Annotated in this window: 21 protein-coding genes and 1 pseudogene; 14 read left to right on the forward strand and 8 right to left on the reverse strand. The window is 45.3% G+C overall.

What is annotated here, in order from left to right:
- Positions 1-458: 458 nt before the first annotated feature.
- A pseudogene (locus BEL05_RS16695) lies at positions 459-1660 on the forward strand (IS4 family transposase).
- Between the two features lie 306 nt (positions 1661-1966).
- Here the strand turns inward: BEL05_RS16695 and BEL05_RS16700 are convergent.
- From BEL05_RS16700 to BEL05_RS16710, 3 genes are all read right to left on the reverse strand, one after another.
- Entirely contained in the window at positions 1967-2524 is a 558-nt protein-coding gene (locus tag BEL05_RS16700) for a hypothetical protein (protein ID WP_069671862.1), read from the reverse strand.
- A gap of 111 nt (positions 2525-2635) precedes the next feature.
- Positions 2636-3244: a hypothetical protein gene (locus BEL05_RS16705; RefSeq protein ID WP_069671863.1), complete on the reverse strand. Its 609-nt coding sequence runs from the start codon at positions 3242-3244 to the stop codon at positions 2636-2638.
- Between the two features lie 136 nt (positions 3245-3380).
- The gene (locus tag BEL05_RS16710) at positions 3381-3749 is read right to left on the reverse strand and encodes a hypothetical protein (protein ID WP_139151908.1); all 369 of its coding nucleotides are present in this window, start codon (positions 3747-3749) and stop codon (positions 3381-3383) included.
- Between the two features lie 628 nt (positions 3750-4377).
- Between BEL05_RS16710 and BEL05_RS16715 the strand changes: the two genes are divergently transcribed.
- A complete protein-coding gene (locus BEL05_RS16715; protein WP_069671865.1) occupies positions 4378-4656 on the forward strand; it encodes a hypothetical protein in 279 nt (92 codons plus the stop codon).
- Positions 4657-4940: 284 nt separating this feature from the next.
- Here the strand turns inward: BEL05_RS16715 and BEL05_RS16720 are convergent, their stop codons facing one another.
- Complete coding sequence (locus tag BEL05_RS16720) at positions 4941-6350, reverse strand: FAD-dependent oxidoreductase (RefSeq protein WP_069671866.1); 1410 nt, start codon at positions 6348-6350, stop codon at positions 4941-4943.
- A gap of 6 nt (positions 6351-6356) precedes the next feature.
- Entirely contained in the window at positions 6357-10805 is a 4449-nt protein-coding gene (gltB, locus tag BEL05_RS16725; RefSeq protein ID WP_069671867.1) for a glutamate synthase large subunit, read from the reverse strand.
- 485 nt (positions 10806-11290) lie between these two features.
- Here gltB and mnmL point away from each other — a divergent pair, with 485 nt between their 5' ends.
- The 3 genes from mnmL (at position 11291) to oxyR (ending at position 13909) form a co-directional block, all read left to right on the forward strand.
- Entirely contained in the window at positions 11291-12217 is a 927-nt protein-coding gene (gene mnmL, locus BEL05_RS16730; protein WP_028762725.1) for a tRNA modification radical SAM protein MnmL/YtqA, read from the forward strand.
- 180 nt (positions 12218-12397) lie between these two features.
- The gene (locus BEL05_RS16735; RefSeq protein WP_069671868.1) at positions 12398-12763 is read left to right on the forward strand and encodes an Hpt domain-containing protein; all 366 of its coding nucleotides are present in this window, start codon (positions 12398-12400) and stop codon (positions 12761-12763) included.
- Positions 12764-12997: 234 nt separating this feature from the next.
- Positions 12998-13909, forward strand: coding sequence for a hydrogen peroxide-inducible genes transcriptional activator OxyR (gene oxyR, locus BEL05_RS16740; RefSeq protein ID WP_069671978.1), 912 nt, complete (start codon positions 12998-13000; stop codon positions 13907-13909).
- Here oxyR and BEL05_RS16745 read toward each other — a convergent pair whose 3' ends face one another.
- Both BEL05_RS16745 and mutH read right to left on the reverse strand, forming a co-directional pair.
- On the reverse strand, positions 13910-14989 hold the full coding sequence (locus tag BEL05_RS16745) for an adenylate/guanylate cyclase domain-containing protein (RefSeq protein ID WP_028762728.1): 1080 nt from the start codon (positions 14987-14989) through the stop codon (positions 13910-13912).
- 181 nt (positions 14990-15170) lie between these two features.
- Positions 15171-15842, reverse strand: a complete 672-nt coding sequence (mutH, locus tag BEL05_RS16750) for a DNA mismatch repair endonuclease MutH (RefSeq protein WP_373316136.1) — start codon at positions 15840-15842, stop codon at positions 15171-15173.
- A gap of 694 nt (positions 15843-16536) precedes the next feature.
- On the opposite strand from mutH, the gene rppH reads away from it, so the two are divergent.
- The 9 genes from rppH (at position 16537) to BEL05_RS16795 (ending at position 24631) form a co-directional block, all read left to right on the forward strand.
- Positions 16537-17061: an RNA pyrophosphohydrolase gene (gene rppH, locus BEL05_RS16755; RefSeq protein WP_028762730.1), complete on the forward strand. Its 525-nt coding sequence runs from the start codon at positions 16537-16539 to the stop codon at positions 17059-17061.
- Positions 17062-17081: 20 nt separating this feature from the next.
- Positions 17082-19313, forward strand: coding sequence for a phosphoenolpyruvate--protein phosphotransferase (gene ptsP / locus BEL05_RS16760; protein WP_069671869.1), 2232 nt, complete (start codon positions 17082-17084; stop codon positions 19311-19313).
- 76 nt (positions 19314-19389) lie between these two features.
- Positions 19390-20184 (forward strand): sulfite exporter TauE/SafE family protein, encoded by a 795-nt coding sequence (locus BEL05_RS16765; protein WP_028762731.1) that lies wholly within the window; start codon positions 19390-19392, stop codon positions 20182-20184.
- Positions 20185-20254: 70 nt separating this feature from the next.
- On the forward strand, positions 20255-21106 hold the full coding sequence (locus BEL05_RS16770) for a thymidylate synthase (protein WP_069671870.1): 852 nt from the start codon (positions 20255-20257) through the stop codon (positions 21104-21106).
- Between the two features lie 335 nt (positions 21107-21441).
- A complete protein-coding gene (gene nhaA / locus BEL05_RS16775; protein ID WP_069671871.1) occupies positions 21442-22617 on the forward strand; it encodes a Na+/H+ antiporter NhaA in 1176 nt (391 codons plus the stop codon).
- Positions 22614-22997, forward strand: coding sequence for a VOC family protein (locus BEL05_RS16780; protein ID WP_037428016.1), 384 nt, complete (start codon positions 22614-22616; stop codon positions 22995-22997). Before nhaA ends, BEL05_RS16780 begins: the two co-directional genes overlap by 4 nt.
- 17 nt (positions 22998-23014) lie before the next feature.
- Positions 23015-23923, forward strand: coding sequence for a transcriptional activator NhaR (nhaR, locus tag BEL05_RS16785; RefSeq protein WP_028762735.1), 909 nt, complete (start codon positions 23015-23017; stop codon positions 23921-23923).
- A gap of 77 nt (positions 23924-24000) precedes the next feature.
- On the forward strand, positions 24001-24240 hold the full coding sequence (locus BEL05_RS16790; RefSeq protein WP_028762736.1) for an FAD assembly factor SdhE: 240 nt from the start codon (positions 24001-24003) through the stop codon (positions 24238-24240).
- Positions 24221-24631: a protein YgfX gene (locus BEL05_RS16795; protein WP_069671872.1), complete on the forward strand. Its 411-nt coding sequence runs from the start codon at positions 24221-24223 to the stop codon at positions 24629-24631. Before BEL05_RS16790 ends, BEL05_RS16795 begins: the two co-directional genes overlap by 20 nt.
- Here BEL05_RS16795 and nadB read toward each other — a convergent pair.
- Positions 24628-26238, reverse strand: coding sequence for an L-aspartate oxidase (gene nadB / locus BEL05_RS16800; protein WP_028762738.1), 1611 nt, complete (start codon positions 26236-26238; stop codon positions 24628-24630). The genes BEL05_RS16795 and nadB overlap by 4 nt on opposite strands.
- Positions 26239-26303: the final 65 nt, after the last annotated feature.

Here is a 26303-nt window from a genome sequence, read left to right on the forward strand (position 1 = left end):
GCACCGAGTTTTCATTCTCTTCGATTTAGCCTTATTAGTATGACTTAGGCAATCAGAAGTTAAATCGTTTTTGGACATAAGTGAGTCAGCGCAGACTCGCTGACTCGAAAATGGACAAAAATAAGCTGGCCTTCGAATGAAGGTGTTGGCATTTTTGGCTTGTAACATTTGACGAAGTTGTTTTTATTTATTGATGGTAGCGTTGACTTTCATTCTCTTCGATTTAGCCTTATTAGTATGACTTAGGCTATCAGAAGTTAAATCGTTTCTGGACAGAAATTAGTTAGAGTCAAAGCTCTTAAAGTGATGATGATTGTTAGGGAAAGTATGGCAAGCTGATATACGGTAACGCCCTAATCTAGGGAATCCCCAGATAATTTCTTTTACAATCAATTAGTAGACACGCATGGTGCTGTTTGATCTAATCAATTTCGCCAAAAACAAACTAGAACAACACCATGCGCGACATTACAATACTACATGACTCTCTTAGCAATCAATGCTCTTCCATCCACAAAAAACGTCTTAAATCTCTTATGGTTGCCACTAAATCATTACTAGATGGTGATCAACTCTCTTTGACCCAGCTAGGCCGTAACATCTCTGGTAATGTGGCGCCTAAGCACTGTATCAAACGCATTGACCGCTTACTCGGTAATCACCACCTCAATAATGACCGAATGGCGGTATATCGCTGGCATGCAATGCACCTTTGCGGTGCTAACCCAATGCCTATCGTGCTTGTCGATTGGGCCGATGTAAGAGAACAACTCCGCTTGATGACATTGCGCGCCTCCATCAGTGTTCAAGGGCGCTGCGTGACCCTTTATGAGCGTACTTTTGAATTCAAAGATTACAACGCACCTCGCAGCCACAATGTTTTTCTGACTGAGTTGGCAAAGGTGCTTCCGAATAGCTGCTGTCCGCTAATCGTCACCGATGCTGGCTATCGCAATACTTGGTTCGCTCAAGTAGCAAGTCATGGCTGGTTTTGGTTAGGGCGTGTTCGTGGTGACGTCAGTTATCAGCATGTTGGAACACATCAATGGCACTCCAATAAGTCGCTTTACCCAACAGCGACAAACAAAGCCAAAACATCGGCCGTGTTAACCTCGCCAGGAAAAGCCCATTGCCCTGTCATTTACACCTCTACAAAGCGAAAGAAAAAGGTCGTAAAGACCGCCGTTCATCAAAAGCAGGAAGAAATCATACCGCCCAAGCAAGCTACGGAAGAAGCAGCAAAGAGCCGTGGCTATTGGCAACCAACTTACCGCCTAACCACTTTAACTCGGTCCAAGTGACAAAGCTCTACGCTAAGCGAATGCAGATCGAAGAGACCTTTCGAGACTTGAAGAGTCCACAATACGGCATGGGGCTGAGGCACTGCAAAAGTCGTTGTCCGAAGCGGCTAGATGTGTTGCTGCTCATCGCTATGCTGGCAGAAATTGCCTTATGGCTAATTGGTATCGTTGCCTTACATCTAGGCTGGCAAAAACACTTTCAGGCCAATACCATTCGGCACCGGCCTGTGCTGTCGATTGTCAGATTGGGGAAAGAAGTTCGGCGAAGGAAAAACTATCGAATAACAGCGCAGCATTTACGCTGGGCAATGCATGAATATATAAAGTTGGTTCACACTGCTGGGAGACCTGAATTATGAGGGGATCCCCCAGCGCCACTGTTTAAGCGGTAAGATAACAGGATTTTGAAATTTTAGAACTCTAGAAGTGAAACGCAGGAGGTGATTAAGCTTTTGAAACTATAGGCTTACTTATTGGCTGTCAGTGCTAAGGGATAGCTATGGCTAGCCAAAAGTGTAAATTAAGCTCCCCGACCTAAACCAGCGTGAGCTCTCACGCCGCTATTTACTATATAAAGGTATCACTTCCTACAAACCCGGGCTTGTTCAACACTCGGGATAAGGACGCGGCTACGCGCGGCCTATCCTTATTTGTTAGAGTATTTGTTACTGCAACGATTTTTTGTAATGATTGACTATATCTTTATATGTAATGACTGTATCTTTAGTTAATACCATTTCGCTTTCATCATAGCCAAACATATCATTTTCAGATGAAACATTACTCCAGTAATAAATGAATGGAGAAGATGAATTAAAGTTTATTTTTAGCTTACTTAAACTAGGAACCGACGAAAAGAAATCTAATTGTTTTGCTAAATACCTTTCTCCAATTTTTATTGACACTTTTCCACCAATCCAGTTATGGCGATAACTTTGTGGAACAAAATCAACTGAGATATTGTGATTAAAAATGGAGCAAGTGAAGTTATGATTCCCACTACTAATACTATATATATTTTTACCTGCTAGGTTTTCGGAAATACTTTTTTTCTTTACTGCATTAGAATCATGAAAGTTATTAGGCGATTCTACGGATAACCTTTCAATCTGAAAAACGCCAAGTTCAGGCAGGCATGTGTACTTTACAAAATGTTCATTCCATGAAGCGAATGAGAAAGAAGAATAAAATAATAAAATTGTAATTGATAAATAACGGATCATGATGAAAATACTCTAACGCCTTACTAAGCGGCGCGAAATTGTTGGCTAAAATGTACGAGGAACGAGTGCTAGCCAACTGTTTAGCGTCCGTTTGAGTAACTTGTTAGCTTTTTATATATACCGCTGAAAACCATCGCAGCCCTTGAAATAACTAGGCTTTTCCCAATTATTCCTATCGTTTACTTCTTTTTCTAGTCGTTTCATATCGATTACCTCTTCACTCGGGTACTGCTGATAAATATAGAAATATTCTTTTGTAACAGAGCGGTCTTTGTCAGGACCATAAAAACAGAAGCTTAAACCGCCTTTATCTGCACCTTTTGGAAAACTATGCCCGTCAACAATAAGTTTATCAAAGAAAATAGCTCCACCATTAATAGGGATACTATTGACTTTTGTTACACCATTAATGCTAAGTGAAAGTAACTTTTCTTTATCTAACCACACCTTAATAGTGGCATTATCTAATTTGCAAACGCTTGTATCTATTACTCCCGGATATATTGCACCTTTATCTTCGAGCTCTTTCCTAGCAGCGCTAGGTAAACCCTTCGTAACCTCGTCATATAATTGTTCTGGGTGATTAACATACTCAAATTTAAAAGTTACAAAATCTAGCGACTTGTAGCAGTTTTGAAATACGAAAGGTACCCCATAATCTGCGTATGCAAATTTAGGTATAAAAGTAATTATGCAAAGTATTAGGAATGAAAATTTCATCAATAAACTCCTTTTATGTTGATGGTATCGGCTGAAAAGCTAACGCCGGCAGCATTCGCCGGAGGTAATTGGCGGCTTTTTTGCAGCTCCACCGCAAAAAAGGTGCTAATTGCCGGAGGTCGATTGCCTGCCCTGGTTATGTGCTTGCATGAATACTCCACTGAGCATCCTTAAAAGATACAGACCAAAAACCAGCATTACCAGGTAGAATACCGATTGTACCTGACAATGTATTCTTGTTTTGACTGTATTCAAAACTACTTATTTCCATATCTTTGAGATTAGAAATATCCAATTGTGCATCAAGTGAAAGAGCCATACTTGCGAAAGAATATAACTTGAAGATCAATTCATCATATTGCTTGGTGCTCTCATTGTAAGGAGATATCATCAAATCTAATGAATCAGTCTTTATTGATATTCCATCTAAAGGCAGGTCATGCCATACAATATCAGTTAGATTGCACATACTCTCCCTCGCACATAACATTTTATTAGTGCGCATGCGCGTTTACCTCGTTGGACCAGTGAAAACGCGCACAGTTAACTATCTGTATGTAATGAACTTATCAGCATTTTGCTAAATATACCATCTGGAAAAACGCGCATGCGCGTTTTCCAAACCTATTATCTACTTAACAAATAGTATAAGTGATTAATTTTAATACTATTTGTTTAAATAAAAATGAGAAAACGCGCACGAATTCAGGATGAAAATCGTTCAAAATCTTGATGATTTGAATATAACTGTATAGTTATCCTGTTTTTGGTTGGGGAGTAGTGAATTACATCTCGCTGGTGTAGCGATGAAAATTGCCATGCCAGAATGTCCGTTAGGTACTGATCCACCGACAACGTGTTAACTCATTTTGAGGCAAAATCAAGTCAGTTTTTTATTCCCGCTTCCGACATCCGCCAAATCGAAGAGACGTTGAGATACCGAGTGTAGATACGTCGGTGAGCTTCCGAAACAGGGATGTTTCGGCAGAGCCTAAAGGGACTTATTCACGGCGTCTCACAGGCGTATCTGCACATCCCTCGCTGGGCAGGCGTTAGATGGCGATAAAGGAGCGACCTTCAACGTATTTAATAAATGAACATATCGTCAAATGTTAATCAAACAAACTATATAAATGCCAGACCTTCATTCCAAGGCCAACCCACTTTGGGGAAAAATTAAGTTAGCTTTTAATGCGTTATTAGTCCCAAATGAAGTTAAATCAAAGAGAGAAAATAACCCAGTGCAGATGCAACTGTGGACGTTGCTGGCATGGTCGCTCTCTGACATCCATGTCATCGCGGCATTTGTGAATCCATTCACATCAGATGCCGCTGTGGAGCGTTTAGGGATATATTCACAACAATATCCCTATCTAAAAGCCAGTTCGGCATCCCTGCCTCTCGTTCGTTAGCATGAAGCGATGCTTCACTCACCGTGCCAAAAGATCGCTTGCACATAAGGCCTGCGGCAGGCCATTAACCCTCATTGAAGGTTCGACCTTGAAACACACATACCAAAAAAGGCAGCCAAACACGACTCAAACAAACTTTTAAAACTCGGGGTAATGTTAACCGAAAAACAAAACAACCCTCGTTTTGACGAGACAAAAAAAAGCGCTTCAAAGCATGAAGCGCGAAATCACAAGCAAACGGGTTAAGTTACCTCATAAGGCGCTTAGGCAAGCGCCGAACAAGATTAACCTTCGAAGCTATTGAGTATGCCAAGCGCCGCATCGCGTCCTTCGGCAATAGCGGTGACGACAAGATCTGAGCCACGGACCATATCGCCGCCAGCGAACACTTTCGGGTTACTGGTTTGGAAAGGGTTATCGGCGACTTTAGGAGCCACTACTCGGCCCCATTGATCGAGTTCAATATCGTAGTCGGCAAACCACTTGGCAGGACTTGGCTGAAAACCAAAGGCGATGATGATGGCATCGGCGTCTATAAGTTGCTCACTGCCTTCGATGGGCTGTGGGCGACGGCGACCTGAGTCATCAGGCTCACCTAACTGGGTTTCAATACACTCGATGCCAGTGACCACGCCTGCTTCAATCTTTATCGCCGTAGGTTGGCGGTTAAACAGGAACTGAACCCCCTCTTCACGAGCATTTTGCACTTCACGGCGTGAACCAGGCATATTCTCTTCGTCGCGGCGGTAGGCGCAGATCACCTCTTTTGCGCCTTGACGTACGGCGGTGCGCACACAATCCATGGCGGTATCTCCGCCACCGAGTACCACGACCTTCTTGCCCTCAAGTGACAGGTAAGGGGACTCTGTAGATTCGGTGCCCATAATGTGATGGGTGTTCCCAATCAGGTAAGGCAGTGCTTGGTAGACGCCTTGTGCATCTTCATTGTCCAGGCCTGCTTGCATGGCGGTGTAAGTGCCCATGCCGAGGAACACAGCATCATATTGTTCAAGCAAGGCATCGAAACCAATATCTTGGCCGACAGTGACATTGAGTTTAAAGTCAATCCCCATCCCTTCTAACACTTCACGGCGGGTGGCCATTACCGATTTGTCGAGTTTGAAGGCGGGAATACCATAAGTCAGTAGACCACCGATCTGTGGGTTTTTATCATAAACCACGGTTTTTACGCCATTGCGGGCGAGGATATCGGCACAACCTAGACCCGCTGGGCCTGCACCGATGATCGCCACGCGCTCGGAACGTGCGGTGACTTTACTCATGTCGGGTCGCCAGCCTTGGGCGATGGCGGTATCAGTAATGTACTTTTCGACATTGCCGATGGTGACTGCACCAAATTCATCATTGAGGGTACAGGCGCCTTCACAGAGTCTATCTTGGGGGCAGACTCGGCCGCAGATTTCCGGCAGGGTGTTGGTTTCATGTACCAGTTCGGCAGCTTCTAAAATACGTCCTTGCTGTGCCAGCTTTAGCCAGTTGGGAATGTAGTTATGCAGGGGGCATTTCCATTCGCAATAGGGGTTACCGCAATCGAGGCAACGGTCGGCTTGCTCACTCACCTGAGGTTGGGCAAACGGCTGGTAGATCTCGATAAACTGTGTGGCACGTTTAGCGGCTGCGTGTTTAGTAGGATCTTTGCGGCCCACTTCAATAAACTGAAAATCGTTACTCATTTGAAGTTACCCCGCTACTACTGAAAGTTCTGGTTGTGACTGTTCGAGTCGCAATAGATCGTTAAGCGCAACATTTTTTGGCTTAATTAATACGAAGCAATCGATCCAGTTTTCAAAATCATTTAACAACATTTTGGCATGTTCACTGCCTGTCTCGTTGAGGTGTTCCTCAATGAGTCCTTTTAGGTGCTGTTGTTGTATCGGTGAGGACACCTTATGGGTATCGACCATTTCGGTATTTACCCGGCGATTAAAGTGACCAAAGCGGTCGAACACATACGCGAAACCGCCTGTCATGCCCGCACCAAAGTTCACTCCAGTTTTACCCAGCACCACCACAATACCGCCTGTCATATATTCACAGCCGTTATCTCCTAAACCCTCAACCACAGCGATTGCACCGGAGTTACGCACAGCGAAGCGCTCACCTGCTTTGCCTGCTGCAAACAGTTTGCCGCCACTGGCGCCATAGAGGCAGGTATTACCTAGAATGACGCTACGCTCACTTTGGAACATACTGCCCAGCGGTGGGTAGACGGTGAGTTTACCGCCTGACATCCCTTTGCCGACATAATCGTTAGCATCGCCGCACAGTTCCATGTTTAATCCTGGCGCATTCCAAACGCCAAAGCTTTGGCCTGCACTGCCATTGAAGCGGAGGTTTACTGGTGCTTTAGCACCCTGTAAGCCCACTGTGGTGGCAATATGACCAGATAGCCCCGCGCCAACAGAGCGGTCGGTGTTATTGATGTTGAAACAGGCTTTAAACGTCTCACCCTGCTCAACCGCCTCTTTAGCCGCAGCTATAATAGTTTGGTTTAACTCACCTTGATCGGATGTTGGATTAGTTTCTTGCCACGTTAGCGCACAGCCTGCTGGTATGTCTGGCTTAAATAGGATGGCAGATAAGTCTAACTGTTGCTGCTTCTCCGTCACGCCCTCTAACGCGCTAAGCCAGTCACTGCGGCCAACCAGTTGTTCAAATTCGCTGACCCCAAGTGCTGCCATGTACTCGCGGATCTCTTGTGCCATAAACTCAAAATAGGTCATAACACGCTCAGGCAGACCGTGATAATGGTTATCACGTAGTTGCTTGTTTTGAGTCGCGACACCTGTGGCGCAGTTGTTGAGATGGCAGATACGTAAGTATTTACAGCCCAGGGCAATCATGGGCACGGTACCAAAACCGAAGCTTTCAGCACCGAGTAGGGCTGCTTTAATCACGTCGGCGCCAGTCTTAAGACCGCCATCGACTTGGAGACGGATCTTATGACGCAGGCCATTAGCCACGAGCGACTGATGTACCTCTGCCAAACCGAGCTCCCAAGGGCTGCCGGCATATTTTACTGAGGTAATTGGGCTGGCACCTGTACCGCCATCGTAACCTGAGATGGTGATCATATCGGCATAGGCTTTGGCCACACCAGTGGCAATGGTACCCACACCTGGCTCTGAGACCAGTTTGACCGAGATCAGTGCCTTGGGGTTTATCTGCTTAAGGTCAAAAATCAGCTGAGCCAAATCTTCAATCGAATAGATGTCATGATGTGGCGGTGGCGATATGAGTGTGACGCCGGGGCGGGCATTACGCAGCGCTGCGATCTCGACACTGACTTTGTCACCGGGAAGTTGGCCACCTTCGCCTGGCTTAGCGCCTTGTGCCACCTTAATCTGCAGCACTTCGGCATTGACTAAGTAGTGCGCCGTGACGCCAAATCGGCCCGATGCAATCTGTTTAATGGCCGAATTTCGCACCGAGTTGAAACGACTTGGATCTTCACCACCTTCACCAGAGTTTGAGCGGCCACCCAGACGATTCATGGCAACAGCCAAGGCTTCATGAGCTTCAGGGCTTAATGCGCCGATACTCATGGCGGCACTGTCAAAGCGTGGGTAGAGGGTGTCTGCACCTTCTACTTGGTCAATGGTGATCGCGTCCTTATCGCCTTTGACCACAAATAGATCGCGCAATGTGGCGATAGTTCTGTCGTCAACTAATTGGGTAAAACGCTTGTAAGTTGGATAATCTTTGTCGCGCAAACAGGCTTGCAGAGTGTTAACCACATCGGGGTTGAAGCAGTGGTACTCGCCGCCCTCTACATATTTAAGCAAGCCACCTTGCGGCAGTGGTTGATGCTTTTGGAAGGCTAGCTTTTGCAATACTTGCTGATCTTTTTCTAGTAGATCAAAATTAGCGCCTTCGATACGGCTGATCACCCCTTTAAAGCAGAGTTCTACCACATCAGTGGATAAGCCAATGGCTTCAAACTGCTGGCTACAGCGGTATGAGCCAACGGTGCTGATCCCCATCTTAGACATGATCTTTCTCAGACCTTTATCGATACCTTGACGGAAATTGAGCATCAACTTTTGGGTTTCTGTGACACCATGTTTGAGCGAAAGTGCAGAGATGCTTTCGTAAGCTAAATAAGGGTAAATAGCGGTAGCGCCAAAGCCCAGTAACACGGCAAAATGGTGCGGATCGCGTGCTGATGCCGTTTCAACTATGATGTTGGTGTCGCAGCGTAGGCTTTGATCCACCAGAACACGTTGTACGGCGCCGACGGCCATGGCCGCAGGGATCACTTGCTTATTTTTACTCGTGGCTCGATCTGAGAGGATCAACAAGGTAGTGCCAGTACGAGCTAGGCGTTCAGCCTCATCACACACGCGTTTAATTGCAGTTTCCAGCCCTTCTGCTAGGTCATAGTTTAAATCGACGGTGTTGGCACGGTAATAGGTTGAATCTAACGCCAGTAACTGGTTGAAGTCACTAAACAGCAGAACAGGCGAGTCAAACATAACACGGTATGCATGGCCCATGGTTTCGTTGAAGAGGTTTTGCTCGCGACCGATGCAGGTAGCCAACGACATCACATGTTTTTCACGCAAAGGATCTATGGGTGGGTTGGTCACCTGAGCAAATTTTTGACGGAAGTAGTCATACAGAGTGCGAGACTTCTTCGATAACACCGCCATTGGGGTATCGTCACCCATTGAGCCTGTGGCTTCTTCGCCTTTTTCAGCCAACACCCAAATCACTTGTTCAAGTTCTTCACGAGAGTAACCAAATTGCTTTTGGTACTGTAAGAGTGTGTCGTTAGAGAATTCGCATACCCCTTGGGCTGTTTTTGGCATCTGCTCGGCAGGTATCAAGGTTTGACTGTGCTTTGCCATCCACTCTTTGTAAGGGTGGCGACGCTTGAGGTCATTATCGATTTCAAAAGATGAATAGAGTTGGCCATTTAAGGTGTCTAGTACCAGAAGCTCCCCTGGACCAACGCGGCCTTTTTCAACCACTTCATCAGGTGCGTAATCCCAAATACCTACCTCTGAAGCCAAGGTCAAAATTCTATCTTTAGTGATCACATAACGTGACGGGCGAAGCCCATTACGGTCAACGGCACAGGCAACATGGCGACCGTTGGTCATGACGATACCTGCGGGGCCATCCCACGGCTCCATGTGCATGGAGTTAAAGTCGTAGAAGGCTTTGAGCTCTTCGTCCATTTCTGGATTACTTTGCCATGCAGGCGGGATAAGCAAGCGCATGGCGCGGTAGAGATCCATCCCGCCGGCGAGTAACATCTCTAGCATGTTGTCTAGCGATGATGAGTCTGAACCGCTCTCATTAACAAAAGGCGCCGCTTGTTGAAGATCGGGTAATAGTGGTGCATTAAATTTATACGCACGAGCACGTGCCCACTGGCGGTTACAGGTAATAGTGTTGATTTCGCCATTATGGGCTAAGTATCTAAATGGCTGTGCCAATGGCCATTTAGGTGATGTATTGGTGGAGAAGCGCTGGTGGAATAAGCAGATGGCGCTTTGCAATCTAATGTCTGCTAAGTCAGGGTAAAAAGCTGGCAGATCAGCGGGCATCATTAGCCCTTTATAGACAATGGCTTGACCTGAGAGACTGGCTACATAGAAGTCTTGGTCATCGAGCATCTGTTGCTCTAAGCGCCGACGCGCCATGTAGAGGCGTCGCTCAAGATCTTTCTCTCGCCATCCGATAGGGGCATTAATCAATACTTGAAATATTTGCGGTTGACTGGCTTGCCCTATTGGCCCTAACACATCGGCATTAACGGGGACTTCACGCCAGCCAGCAACGCTTAAGGTTTCTTTTTCAAGTTCACGTTCGAGTAGCAGTTTAGCCTGGGCAGCCTTTTCTTCATCTTGACTGAGAAACAGCATGCCAACCGCGAACTTGCGGCTAAGGTGCCAATCATTCTCTGCCGCGATCGCTTCGAAGAATTTAATGGGGAGCTGCATTAATAAACCACAGCCATCGCCAGTGCGGCCATCAGCTGCAATACCACCACGATGTTTCATACGGTCTAAGCCGTGAATCGCGGTGCGCACTATTCTGTGACTGGCTTCGCCATCCATCTGGGCGATCAAACCAAAGCCACAGTTATCCCGTTCAAAACTGGGGTGATACAAGCTCATATAAAAACTCCCTAATACTCACTATTACTACTCGGGGAAATTGTTGTGTTTGATAGCCACCCGAACCAACCAAATTAACTTTTGCATTACCAAAGGTCAAACCTATTTTTTGCATAAAATCTGCTTGCTAATTACTGTTTCATACAAGCGTTTAGCAGGCTTTACGTTAACGTAAACTGATAAAGATGCTGTATAACCTTATGAATAAAAAGAATTTTGAAGGTTGGTGTTGTTTCTGTTTACTAATATGTAACAAAATGTCGGATTGTTTTGCTTTTTAAAAAAGTGATTTTTATTGCAGGCACAGTGAATTTTTTAACAACTGATGATGCGGAAAGGACAATAAATGAGACAATCTGTCTGTTTACTTATCACTAATGTGATTGACCACACATTTCAATCGTGTGTTGTTTGAGATATCCCTAAGTTTGAATGGCTCAGCTTAGGTAAAATAGCCTGCTTGAGAGTGAGTAGAGATTTTTAGTGTGGGACTGGATAGTTACGTCAATACGTTTGGTGTGCAGTGTAAGCTGCGATATGGCCAGCGATTAAAGAAGTTAACCATAGATGCCAAATTTACCTGCCCAAATAGAGATGGCACCTTAGGACGAGGAGGTTGTACATTTTGTAATGTTGAGTCATTTAGCCATGAGCACGGAACGATTGACTCTATCGGTGTTCAGCTAGCGAAAGGGCGTGAGCGCTCCCAAGCCAAAAGCAGTAAATTTATCGCTTATTTCCAAGCCTATACCAGTACTTATGACGAGTATCAGGTATTAAAAGAGAAATATGATCAGGCAATAGAAGATGATGACATTGTCGGCCTTTGCGTGGGTACTCGTCCCGATTGCGTCCCCGATGAGGTGATTGCGCTGTTGGTAAGTTATCAGCAAAGAGGTTTGGAAGTCTGGCTTGAACTTGGACTGCAAACCGCCAACGATGACACCCTTAAGCGGATTAATCGAGGCCACGGCTTTGCCGACTATCAAGATACAGTCAAGCGGGCAAGAGGTGCTGGCATCAAAGTCTGCACTCATCTTATTTTGGGCTTACCAGGTGAAACTCACGCCGACTTTTTACACACCCATCAAGCGGTGTTGGAGGCGGGTGTCGATGGATTGAAGTTACACCCTTTGCATGTGGTCGATGGCAGCACCATGGCTAAAGCCTGGCGTGCAGGTCGATTACCGCTATTGTCATTAGAGGATTATGCCTATTCTGCATCAGAGCTGATTAGGTATACGCCCAAAGAGATTATTTTTCACAGAGTTACTGCCTATGCTAAGAAACCAGTACTGCTTGCACCAAGTTGGTGTGGCTACCGTTGGAATGGTTTAGTGGCGATTGAGGACAACTTAAAACAGCAGGGTGGGCAAGGACATTACCTGCTGGAACATAAGGTTAAGGCGTAGAAAATTGGGTCATATTCGTAAAAGTTTAAGTAAATAAATTAATGTAAAGTTGCGAGTTCGTTAAATAACAGAGGTTTTTACTAGCATATGCTTCAATTAGTTGCACCTGCAATTATAGAAGGTATTATGGAGTAAATTTAGTTCTTATAAAGTAAGCATTATTTCGAGAGGTGCCTTGATATGGCAACAGCTGAGTTAGAATCAATATTGGATCTTAACACACTAGAGCAGTACTGCAGTGCAATTGGCGCTGGTACGTTGCTGAAAAGTGTCGTCTTATTTGAACAGCTAATGCCTGAGTATGTCGGCAATCTGGTCAATGCTAAAGAAGCACAAGACAAAGATACCTTATGTTCTGAAGCTCATAAGTTTAAGGGCGCTGCAGGATCTGTAGGTTTGAAGCGTATTCAGCAGTATGCGCAGTTATTGCAACATGGTGAAGCCGCCGAATGGTCTCAAGGCCATGACGCTTGGTTGCAAGCAATTGTAGACAATGCGAGCAAAGATTTAGCAGAGCTAAAACAGTATTTAGAATCAAAAGCATAATTTGATTTTTGGATTATCGCTAAAGCCCTTGAAGAGTAATCTTCAGGGGCTTTTTATTACCTGCAGCAAAGGGATAGCGCATCTATACAACTATTGGCTGAGTCTGAGTGGTCGTGGCTACAGATTGTGTGCTCGTTATCGCAAATAAGTTAAAGGCCATGGCAAGTTTGCTCGCACTTTATGCTAGAGTTAGATAGATTATTTGAATGTAAATTAAAGTTGGTAATCGATTTTATGAAACATCTTCCGAGTTTAAAGAACCTCTACTATTTAGTTAATCTCTATCAAGAGCAAAATTTCAACCGAGCGGCAAAGTTGTGTCATGTCAGCCAGTCAACCCTATCCAGTGGTATTCAAAACCTTGAAGAGCAGTTAGGACATCAGCTCATCGAGCGTGACCATAAGTCATTCATCTTTACTGCTATTGGCGAAGAGGTGGTGCTGCGCTCGCGTAAGTTACTGACGGATGTCGATGACTTAGTGGAATTGGTGAAACATCAAGGCGAGCCAATGACTGGCGATATACGCTTGGGTTGTATTCCAACTATTGCGCCTTTTTTGCTTAGCCGTGTGGTGAAGCATTGTCAGAGCGAATACCCCGCATTAACGCTGTTTTTAAAAGAAGATACCACAGAGCGATTACTCGATGCGTTAGGTAAGGGCGAGTTAGATCTGTTGCTATTGGCTTTGCCTGCTGACACTAGTGGCTACCACAGCATGAAGGTGGGGATTGATCCATTTAAGATGGTGATGCACGAGGAGCTATCGGCCGAAACGGTGCAGCCTATCGACTACAAAAATTTACCCGATGAGAGTATTTTTTTACTGCAGTCTGAACACTGTATTACGGGTCATGCTATTAGTGCTTGTCGTTTGGGAGACAGTGAAAAAATTAACCCGTTTGCCGCAACCAGTTTGCATACATTAGTACAGATGGTGAACAGCAAGCTTGGAACTACATTTTTACCCCAAATGGCGATTGATGCAGGGATATTGAACGATACTGAGTTAGCCGTGATGGCGCCACCGGGCGAAACACCATACCGAGATATAGGTTTAGTTTGGCGTCAAACGTCGAGTCGCATTATGACCTTTAGAACCTTGGGCAGTGCGATTGAGCAGTTGTTGGCAAAGCCTAAAGCTTAATTACTGATTTGACCCTTTAGGGGAAACACCAAATACTTCAATTGAGTATTGTTTCCCTTTAAGTTTTATCGGCCCGAGGTTATTGAAATCAAAGTGGCTGGTACTGGTATCGATCAGTGATTGTAACGTGCCAGAGATCAACATGCGTTGCCCAAGGGGATTACACTGATCCTGTAGGCGAGCTAAGGTATTTAGTACATCGCTAAAGAAACTGATCTCCTGCTTTTGTACTCCTACGACCGCAGCAACAACTTGTCCACAATGGGCTGCAGCCTTGAACTTAGGCACAAAGCCATACTGTTCTTCGAAATATTTACGTTGCCAATTAAGTTGCTGACTAAAGTCGTAGTAGATATTAAAACTGCGATCTTCGATGATACCGTTCTCTAATGGCCAGTGGATCAGTACAGCATCGCCCATGTAGCGATAGATCTCAGCATCATTATTGACCACTGTATCAGACAGCAGACTGAAACAGTCTTGAATGAGACGACTAAAGCGGTAATCACCTAAAGACTCGGCATGCGTCGTTGACGCGACCATGTCTAGATAGAGGAATAATCGCTGTTCATAGCGTGGTTTATGGTATTTACCTAAGCCAATATTCAGCAAGACTCTGGGCCCCACAAGGAGTGCCATCTGCTCGATAAATGCTAATCCAACCCGCACGACCACCAAGTAGATGATAAGCGCCTGAAATGATGGGCTATAGAGAATATGCGCTGTTAGCATCTGCCTCAAGGTTGCCATGTGGTTTTCAATCGCCCACATATTTAAAAATTGGGTCATGTAAGCCAGTGTGGTGGCGCCTAGCAGGAGGAACAGACCTTTGAAAATCACCGAAAACAGATAGGGAAGACGATTAATTGCGCTGAAGTCAGCAATCAGATTGGACATCCAGTGCAAGCTACCAAAGATAATACCCATATAGATTGCAAGGGTGGCGAGATCGGCGGTGCCTACGGCCCACTGAGGTAGCTCAGGGCTTTGCGCATAGCGGAAAAAGACAAATGCCCCCATGGCAATTGCCCAAGCGAAAATGGCAAATATAAGCTTTTTTGCTTGAATGCGCGCTCTCACAGTGAAAGTAATACCCTAATGCAGCTGATAATTCAGGATGCGCTAGTGTATAGAAAACACCCCTACAATTTCCAGTGATATTTGTGATCTAAGTCAAATGAAGTCCATATGCGTTAAAAAAGCAGCATAAATCCCCGCGGTTGCGGATTACTTATGCCTTTTTGGGATTATTGAGTCCTTTTTATTTAAGATGCTTACAGAGTATTTGGTGAGTGAAGGCGATTTTTAAGTAAAAGCCTCTAGGATTGGTTAATTTATTTTGACCATCTTGAGCGATACTGAGTGTCACTGAGCGGCTACTTGCCCCTTTAGGACGCAGTTGTAACACCTCACCATGGCGTGCGGTGATCTGTTCTACTTTTCCTAACGCTATCAGCTCCATGATCTCTTCCCAATCTTGGCGGATCATCTCAAACTCTTGTTGTGAAGGTGTCCATAAAATAGGGGTGCCAATATGTCGATCGGCCACCGCAATCGATCTATCGCCTTCGACGGGTATCCACAGCACACGCTGCAACTTATGATAAACCACACTGTCTTGCCATCTCAGCCCTTGGATATCGATTAAAGGGGCGACGGTAACATAGGTGGTTTCCATGGGTTTACCGTTCGCATCCACTGGAATTGTCTTTAACTCTATTCCTAAGTGGAGAAAGTCCTGTTCGGGCTTTGAACCCGCTATTGCCCCGAGTTCATGTTCAATGAGTTGGCCTATCCAACCTTTATCTCGTTTAAGATTATTAGGGACTGGGATATTGTGCAGGTTCGCCAGCTGGCCTAAGGTTAGGCCTGCCATCTCATGGGCTCGTTGCATCAGCTCTGCAACAGATTGTGGGGGGCATGGATTGGTTATCATGGGATAATTTTACTTAAGTTAGTCAGTTAATCAATCGTGGTTAAAAATCACACACCATCAGTAAATAATAATCTATATTGAAAGCTTTGCGCTTAAAATGTTGAAATGTAAGTGGTAATTTGTTTATAGCATAGGGCTTAGGCTAGGTTCATTATAGTTACTCTTTTATTTCCCCAGCGTTTCCAACATAGTTATCCACAGAAATATTGGATAACTGTGATAAAAGATCGTGAAAAGCATTTTGCAACCGCTTGTCAAGCCTAAGTAAGGCAAGTTTTACTCACATTTTGATGGATAAAAATATTTACCTGTGAATAACCTTGTGGTTTGTTATTACAGATATTCTCAATCCCACAGGGTGGTTAAATTTCGTTCGATCCAGTTTGTGCTGCTTGCTTTTTGCTCAGATCCTTTTTAATTATCTATATTAAACATGGGTTTAATTGTTGTTTGAGAGGGTAGTGGATCGTTGTTATTTTAAGCGGAATAGAGATAAATAACATTTTCAACAGAGTTTCAAACAGAGATATCCACAGATTTTGTGGATATCCTTATGACCATCGCCCAGCCTCTGTTGATAAAATAAAATATTTTTGTTTTTTATCCAAATAATATCTGATAAGAGACAATTGCCGAGGACGCTGCTTTGTGAAACAATCGATCCATTAGAATATTTCAATTTGGAGTCCATGTGATTGATAGTGACGGCTTTCGTGCAAATGTAGGCATCATTATCTGTAATCGCTTTGGGCAGGTTATGTGGGCTAGACGATTTGGTCAGCATTCCTGGCAATTCCCGCAGGGTGGCGTTGATGAAGGCGAAACCGCCGAGCAAGCCATGTATCGGGAGTTGTATGAAGAGGTTGGGTTAAGACCTGAACATGTTCAAATTTTAACCTCAACTCGTTCCTGGTTGCGTTATAGATTACCTAAACGATTAATTAGGCAAGACAGTAAACCTTTGTGTATCGGTCAAAAGCAGAAGTGGTTTTTATTACAGTTAAAGAGTCAAGAGTCGGCGATTAATTTGGCTGCCAGTGGTCACCCTGAATTCGATGATTGGCGCTGGGTCAGTTATTGGTATCCAGTGCGGCAAGTCGTCTCCTTTAAACGTGATGTATACCGTAAGGTTATGAAGGAGTTTGCACCCACGGCATTGCCGTTTCAGATGCAAGAGCATTCCCACAGTGGCAGAAGAAGAGGTCGCCGCAGATAATAGATATGGAGATTTAGGCTGTGTTAAAAACTCTAAGAGACATCACCCAGGCAGTTGCATCTGCCGATGATCTTCAATCAGCCTTATCTCTATTGGTTACCCAAACAAAACTCGCTATGGCAACCCAGTGTTGCTCTATCTATATTTTAGAGGAGCATGAGCTGGTGCTGTCTGCCACCGATGGTTTAGATCCTAATGCCATTGGCAATGTTAAGATGCCTGTGACTCAAGGCTTGGTCGGCTTGGTTGCCGAGCGTGAAGAACCCGTCAACGTTGCCGATGCACATCTGCATCCTCGCTTTAAGCTCTTCAGTGAAGTCGCTGAAGATAGCTTCCGTGCCTTTTTGGCCGTGCCCATTATCTATCAAAAATTGATCATTGGTGTACTGGTTGTACAGCAAGCTGAGGCGCGTCAATTTAGTGAAGCAGAAGAAGCTTTCTTAATGACCTTAGCGGCGCAGTTGGCAATGACGGTCCGCGAGCAGCGCAAGCGTGCCGAAGTTGCATCAGCACCAAACCAGCTGTACTACAGCGGCACGACTGCAGCGAACGGTGTGGTCATTGCCCATGCTATGGTGTTGGGAGCCGACATTCCCCTTGAACAACCTGACACTTTTGCTAGCGATATTAACGCTGAGCAAGCTATGCTGCAGCAAGCACTCTCTGCGTGTCGTAATACCCTTAGTGGTTTGTCACAGCGTTTTGATGGCGAGAATGAGAAAGAGGTTCAATCGATATTCTCCGCGCTGTTGCTACTGCTTGATGACACGAGCTTGGGGGGCGAATATGCTAGGGAGGTTGCACAAGGTCTAAGTGCCGTGTCGGCGGTGAGTCGCGTGTCCTTGCGCTATATTGCGCAGTTCCAGCAGATGCAAGATCCCTATTTGCAAGAGCGGGCCAACGATATTCGTGATTTAGGTCAGCGAGTATTACGCCAGTTAATTGAACCACAAAAAATGCACATCGAGCTGGATGTGCCTGTGATTTTAGTGACTAAAGAAGCGACCGCTACCATGTTGGCCGAGTTCCCGCAGCATAAATTGGTCGGGATTGTCACAGAGCTAGGCGGAGTGAATTCACATGCTGCTATCTTAGCTCGCGCGTTTGGGGTTCCTGCAATCATAGGGGTTGAGGGAGTACTCAACGCAGGTATAGATGGCAAACAACTGGTGTTGAATGCCACTAGGGGGCAGGTGCTTGTTTCCCCCACTCCTACCCTCATTCGCGAGTATCGCCAGCTTATTTCTGCTGAGAAAGCCTTACAAAAACGCTTTAGCGACGAATTACCCCTGCCGGCAAAAACTTTAGATGAGCGACGAGTCCACCTTTATCTAAATGCTGGGCTATTAAGCAGTTTAGCATCAGAGATTGCAGAAGGGGCTGATGGTATCGGACTGTATCGCACCGAAATTCCGTTTATGCTTCAGCCTAGATTTCCCAGCGAATCTGAGCAGGTTGAGGTGTATAAGCAGGTGCTCGATGCAGCGATAGGGCGACCAGTAGTGATGCGTACCCTCGACGTTGGTGGTGATAAACCATTATCTTATTTGCCGATCATTGAAGAAAACCCATTTTTAGGTTGGCGGGGTATCCGTTTGACCTTAGATCATCCTGAGCTGTTTTTAGTGCAATTACGAGCAATGTTGAATGCATCTGCCGCCAGAGATCAGCTGCATATATTGCTGCCAATGGTTTGCTGTCTCGACGAGGTCGATCAGGCTATTGCCTATTTGGAGCAGGCTTACCTTGAAGTAAAGCAAGATCTGCATCCTCATCTGGTTCGACCCAAGATTGGCATTATGTTAGAGGTGCCAGCATTATTGTTTCAACTTGAAGAAGTGGCAAAACGAGTTGATTTTGTTTCGGTGGGCTCGAATGACTTAACGCAATACTTGTTAGCGGTGGATCGCAATAACCCTAGAGTCAGTACCCTGTATGACTGCTATCATCCTGGCATATTGCGGGCACTCAAGCATGCACGCATTGATTGCGATAAATACCAGTTGCCTGTGAGCGTGTGTGGCGAATTGGCGGGTGAGCCTATTGGGGTCATTTTGTTGGTGGCCATGGGATATGATCAGCTGAGTATGAACCAAGGCAGCTTGGCAAAAATTAACTATCTGATCCGCCGTGTTTCCTATGCGGATTTAAGTGAATTGCTCGATAAGGCGCTCTCTCTTACTAATGGTACAGAAGTTCGTCAATTGGTCACCGCTTACTTAAAGGCTGCACAGTTAGATGAGTTTTTATAACCAAATATGAGATTTTCATTCAGGGGCTTTTTACTTTAAGCTAAAGCTCTTTTTTGGTCGGGGCTATTGAGAAGTTATGTTAACCATATTGTTGAGTTGTATTGCCCTGGGTGCCTTTATTGGCTTTATGGCCGGGTTGCTTGGCATTGGCGGTGGTGTTATTGCCGTCCCGGTACTGCTCTATTTATTACCCAAAGCAGGTGTGGCCCCTGAATATCTGACTCATGTGGCTATTGCTACATCGCTCGCAGCCATTATTTTAACCTCTCTCTCTTCTGCTCGCGCGCATCACTCCCGTGGCAATATTCCTTGGCCACTGCTAAAAATTATGCTGCCTGCTTTTGTCATTGGAGCATTGGGAGCGGGTTTTATTGCCGAGATGTTTTCTGCCAGTGCATTGAAACAAACCTTTGCGGTATTTGTGATCCTAATGGCGATACAGATGATGTTTCCTGTTAGCCCTAAAGCCGCGGAACGTGAACTTCCCAAAGCTCCATACCTATTTGTGGCTGCGATGGTTATCGCGGTGGTCGCAGCATTAATGGGCATAGGTGGCGGTATTTTGTTGATCCCATTTCTGTGTTGGTGTGGCACCCAGATGCGTCAAGCTATTGGGTTTTCTTCGGTGACAGGATTGATGATCGCTACGTTTGGCAGTATTAGTTATATTATCGCTGGTTGGGGCACCACTGGGCTACCCGATTATATGCTTGGTTATATTTATCTGCCTGCGTTAGTGGGTATCGTTAGTACCTCTATGTTAATGGCCCCTGTGGGTGCAAAGGCGGCGAGTGTATGGCCGATAGCAAGGCTTAAACGTATTTTTGCATTGATGCTGATTCTAACGGGTTTGAAACTCGTCGTTAGCTAGCGCACATTTTTGATGTTGCCAGTGGTATTAGGCAGTGTGAACAACTTTTTGACATTTTGAGTATGGAATAATGAAACAGTATTTGGATCTTTGTCACCGAATTATCGATGAGGGTGTTTGGGTTGAAAACGAACGCACTGGTAAGCGTTGCCTAACCGTGATTAATGCCGATTTGGTGTATCGAGTTGACCGTAACGAGTTTCCGCTTATCACGACACGGAAGAGTTTTTGGAAAGGTGCTATTGCTGAAATGCTGGGTTATCTGCGCGGTTATGATAATGCGGCAGACTTTAGAAAGCTGGGAGCGAAAACCTGGGATGCTAATGCCAATGAAAATAGTGCGTGGCTCAACAATTCTCACCGTAAAGGCTTGGATGATATGGGGCGAGTCTATGGAGTGCAGGGAAGGGCGTGGAGCAAACCTGATGGCGGTAGTATCGATCAACTGAAGAAGATCGTTGATAACCTCTCTAAGGGGATTGATGATCGTGGTGAGATCTTGAGTTTTTATAACCCTGGGGAGTTTCATATGGGTTGCTTGCGCCCTTGTATGCATACCCATAATTTTTCGCTGCTTGGCGATACACTCTACTTAAACAGTTTCCAGCGCTCTTGTGATGTACCTCTAGGGTTGAACTTTAATCAGGTTCAAGTCTTTGCCCTGCTAGCCCTCATTGCGCAAATTACTGGCAAGAAAGCGGGCACGGCTTATCATAAGATTGTTAACGCCCACATTTATGAAGATCAACTGGACCTGATGCAAAATGTGCAACTAAAGCGCGAACCCATGCCATCACCGCAACTGCACATCAATCCTGACATCAAGTCTTTGCATGACATTGAAACTTGGGTGACCATGGATGATTTTGAGGTCATCGGTTATGAACATCACGAAGCGATAAAATATCCTTTTTCGGTGTAATGCCCACTGGCTAGACTCATGTTGAGCCATCTTGGTACAACATCCCGAAAATACTGAGGTAAAGCGACATTATACTTGATGAGTTAATGGCGCTTTATTTGTTTTAACTGCATAAAAATATGCCACTCCTACTTCATTGTTTTATGTGAAGTCACTCACATAAACCTTTTCAAGTACACCGTTCTCCATTCAAAGAATGTTTAGTTGATTACTTAGTGTTAGCTAGCTACACTCAATACTTCGGAATTACCGATGTTTAATGCCGATGCAAACGATTATTCAGCGCGATTGCATTCCGCTAGACTCAATACATTACGTTTTAATGGAGTGTTGTTATGGAAAAGGCTATTAGGAATTTTTTAAGCCAAGAATCTGCAGGTGGTATTTTGTTGATGGGCGCCGTCCTGTTGGCGATGCTGATGGCGAACTCGCCACTTTCTGGAGTGTATCAGGGCTTTTTACACACAGAGATGCAGATCCGTGTGGGCAGCCTAGACATAGATAAAACACTAATCCACTGGATTAATGACGGACTCATGGCACTGTTTTTCATGCTTATTGGACTTGAAGTGAAGCGTGAGCTACTTGAAGGCGCATTGTCTAGCCGTGAACAGGCCTCTTTGCCGACGTTTGCCGCGATTGGTGGTATGGTTTTTCCGGCCGCGATTTATCTGATTTTTAACTATTCCGACTCGCTGACTCAGGTTGGTTGGGCAATTCCTGCGGCCACCGATATTGCGTTTGCTCTAGGGATCATGGCGCTGCTGGGCAGTCGTGTACCGGTTGCTCTAAAAGTGTTCTTACTTGCACTGGCAATCATAGATGACTTGGGTGTAGTGGTGATTATTGCTATGTTTTATAGCACTGATTTATCAACCATTAGTTTGATCATAGCGGCGGTTGCTATTATGGCATTAATAGCCTTAAATCGCAGAGGAGTCACGGCACTCGGCCCTTATGGTGTCGTTGGGCTTATTCTTTGGATTGCTGTACTTAAATCTGGCGTTCATGCAACGCTAGCCGGCGTTATAATTGCGTTTTGTATTCCATTACGAGCCAAAGATGGTAGCTCACCTTCGGAGAGCTTAGAGCATGGCCTGCATCCTTGGAGTACCTTTATGATTCTGCCGATTTTTGCTTTTGCGAACGCTGGTGTTGATTTAAGCGGGATGAGCGTCAGTGATCTATTATCACCAGTACCAGTGGGCATTGCATTAGGTTTATTCCTAGGTAAACCACTTGGTGTGTTGTTCTTTAGTTATCTTGCTGTCAAGTTGAAACTCGCAGTACTTCCTGAGGGAATGGGCTGGCGCCACATTGCTCCAGTTGCAGTGATGTGTGGTATAGGTTTCACCATGTCGATGTTTATCTCATCCCTTGCCTTTGTCGGCGAAGGGGAGGTGTATGGTGATGTAGCACGGTTAGGCATTTTGACTGGTTCGATTCTGTCTGCGGTAGTCGGTTACTTCTGGTTATCGAAGGTTCTACCTGAGAAAGGAGAAAAAGTATGAAAACTCACATAGTCGCTGCAATGTTGTCATTGGGGATGGTTGCTGGCGCATCAGCCACTCAACTTGAAGCATGTAATACGGATATCAACAGTGTGTCGTGCCACTACTACCTAGAAGGCGTGGTCGATGGTGCCTTGATGTATAAGCCAAATGCCACAGGTAAACGCATAGAATCTGATGGTTATGAATCTAGAGCGCTGAAATATCGCAGTGGTAAGCGTTTTGAAGAAGCTAACCGTACCTATTGTGAAAGTCGTATCCCCGACAGAGAGGTGTTGGTTACCGGATTAGCCGAGGCGTTTTCAGAGGGGAGTATTAGTAATATCGATGAACTCAACGCGGTGATGTATAGCTTGATGGATTGTCAGCGTCTTCAGTAACTGGAATCATTGATTTGATGTCACACCTTAACTATAACCATCTGTATTATTTCTGGATGGTTCATAAGAAAGGCTCGGTAGCTAAGGCTGCCGAGGCTCTTTGCCTCACACCACAAACCGTTACTGGTCAAATTCGAGTACTGGAAAACCGCTTAAATGGCAGTTTGTTTAAACGAGCGGGCCGATCACTGGAACCTACTGAACTGGGAGAGTTGGTATTTCGGTATGCAGATAAGATGTTCAGCCTTAGCTATGAGATGTTGGACCTCTTAAATTATCAAAAAGATAATAACATCCTGTTTGAAGTGGGGATTGCCGATGCGTTGTCGAAAGCACTCGCCAGTCGGGTGTTGTTATCTGTGGTGCCAAGCGATGGCTCGATGCACTTAGCGTGTTTTGAAGCCACTCACGAAAGCTTAATGGAGCGCTTACGTGCTCATAAGTTAGATATGATCTTGTCAGATTGTGCTGGCGAGTCTCTTAAGTACCCTGAGATTTTGTCGAAAAAGTTGGGTGAGTGTGGTGTCGCTTTCTTCTCTTCTGAGCAATATGACAAGCCTTTTCCTGAGTGTTTGGAGTTAGGTAAGTTGCTTATTCCAGGTAAGCGAACTTCTCTGGGCCAGCAGTTACATCATTGGTTTGATGAAAATGGCCTCAACGTGACTATTCTTGGCGAGTTTGATGATGCAGCGATGATGAAAGCCTTTGGTTATTTTCATCAAGGTATTTTTGTTGCTCCTTCTATCTATAAGCAAGATATCTTGGCGCATGATATGTTCTTACTGGGTGAGACCACTGATATTAAAGAGGTTTATCATGTTATGTTTGCCGAGCGAATGATCCAACATCCAGCAGTTAAACGCTTGCTTGAAACTGACTTTACCGACCTGTTTGCAGGTAAAGATTTGCAAGTTCAACGTTTATAAAAACGGTGTGAAGCCTAAAGGGTTGCTGGTACACTAGCGCCAATAGTAGATAAGGGAGTAGTCGCGTGTTAGAGACGATGAACATTGCCAGAGTAAGATGGGCGTGCCGCCGTGGTATGTTAGAGCTTGATGTGTTGTTTCAACCCTTTGTTGAGACTCAATATGAAAGCTTGTCTGACCAAGCTAAAGCCATCTTTATTCGGTTATTAGAGTGTGAAGATCCTGAATTGTTTGCATGGTTTATGGGTCATGAAGCCTGCCCTGATGCAGAGCTTGCCGCGATGATAGTACAAGTCCGTGGTCGTCCAGCGCCATAACTTTAGCATTACCGCTTCTATCGACCAACGCTTGTCGTTGGTCGTTTTTACTTCAATCTGTTTAACCTCCTTTCTTGCTTGGCCATCATTTACCATCACTTGGTATATCATTTTACGCTATGCCTGTGCGATGCTGCTATTAAGCTACTTAGGCTGGCAGTTTTATCAATTAAAGACCTGGCATTGTAGCTTCTGGATTGATGAAGCGGGCAAGGCGGGACTCAGCAAGCCTAACATCTCCTGCCAACTGAAACGTTTCTGGGTGAGCCCATTTGCGGTGGTTTTTCAACTTAAAAATGACCAAAGCAGCCATTTTGTGATTGTGTGGCGAGACATGTTAGACGACACAAGTTATCGTCACCTGTGTCGTCTGGTGTTAGCCCATGGTTAATCTGGCAACAGAATCGTTGGGGTCGGATCATCTGACTTATTGGGATGATCTATGTTGTAGTGGAGGCCTCGGCTCTCTTTACGCTCCATTGCGCAGCGAATAATCAGTTCGGCAACCTGCACAAGGTTACGCAGTTCGAGCAAGTTATTACTGACCCTGAAGTTACTGTAATATTCCTGGATCTCTTGTTGTAGCATCGCGCAGCGTCTCAAGGCACGTTCTAATCGCTTGTCAGAGCGAACAATGCCGACATAATCCCACATGAATAAACGCAATTCATGCCAGTTATGGGCAATAACCACCTCTTCATCAGAGTTAGACACTTGGCTTTCATCCCATGCAGGAAGCTCGCCTGGCATTGGGATTTTTTCAAGTTGGCTTTCGATATCTTCGCCTGCTGCTCGAGCAAACACCAGACACTCTAATAGTGAATTACTGGCCAAACGATTGGCACCATGAAGACCCGTATACGCCACTTCGCCGATAGCATAAAGACCATTGAGATCGGTTTGTCCGTGTAGATCTGTCATGACACCACCACAAGTGTAATGGGCGGCGGGTACCACTGGAATCGGTTCTTTAGTGATATCGATACCCAGTTCCAAACAGCGCTTGTGAATCGTTGGGAAATGTTTAATCACAAAATCGGCGGGTTTATGAGTAATGTCTAGATAGACACAATCTGAACCTAGACGTTTCATCTCATAGTCAATGGCGCGAGCGACGATATCTCGCGGTGCTAATTCGCCACGCTCATCAAATTCAGGCATAAAGCGACTGCCATCTGGGCGACGTAAATAAGCGCCTTCACCTCGAAGTGCCTCGGTAAGTAGGAAGTTACGAGCATCGGCATGGTAGAGGCAAGTTGGATGAAACTGGTTGAATTCCATATTGGCTACGCGGCAACCTGAGCGCCATGCCATAGCAATACCATCTCCAGAAGCAATATCCGGGTTGGAGGTGTATTGATAGACTTTAGAACAGCCACCAGTGGCTAAGGCTACAAATCGTGCTTTGACCGTTTCAACATGCTCTTGGTCGCGATTCCACACATATGCGCCGAGTACGCGGTTGCCGGGGCGTTTAAGTTTTCGAGAAGTGATTAAATCGATTGCGTTATAACGTTCAAGCACTTGGATATTAGGGTGAGTGAGCGCACGCTCTTGCAATGTGACTTGCACCTCCTTACCCGTGGCGTCTGCAGCATGCAAAATACGGCGATGACTGTGTCCACCTTCACGCGTCAGGTGGTAGGGGGCATTACTAGCGTCACCCTCAAAACCTTCCTCTTTATCAAAGGCTACGCCGCACTGGATCAACCACTCCATTGAGCTTTTGGCATTTTCGGCGGTAAAGGTCACAACTTCTTTGTCACATAGCCCCGCACCGGCAACTAACGTATCGGCGACATGGGATTCAATGGTATCCTCTGCGTCGAACACCGAGGCGATGCCGCCTTGGGCGTAATAGGTGGACCCTTCGCTTAGTGGCCCTTTAGACAATAAGATAACTTTTGCTTTTTCAGCGAGATGCAAAGCTAAAGTTAGACCTGCAGCACCGCTGCCGATAACCAAAACGTCAGATTGGTGTTCAACTACTTGTTTCATCAGGTATCATGGTAAGTTATGCGAGTATTGGCTATGTTAAACCATGATGAAAAATATGGATATAG

It is taken from the genome of Shewanella colwelliana (assembly GCF_001735525.1).
GTDB lineage: Bacteria > Pseudomonadota > Gammaproteobacteria > Enterobacterales > Shewanellaceae > Shewanella > Shewanella colwelliana.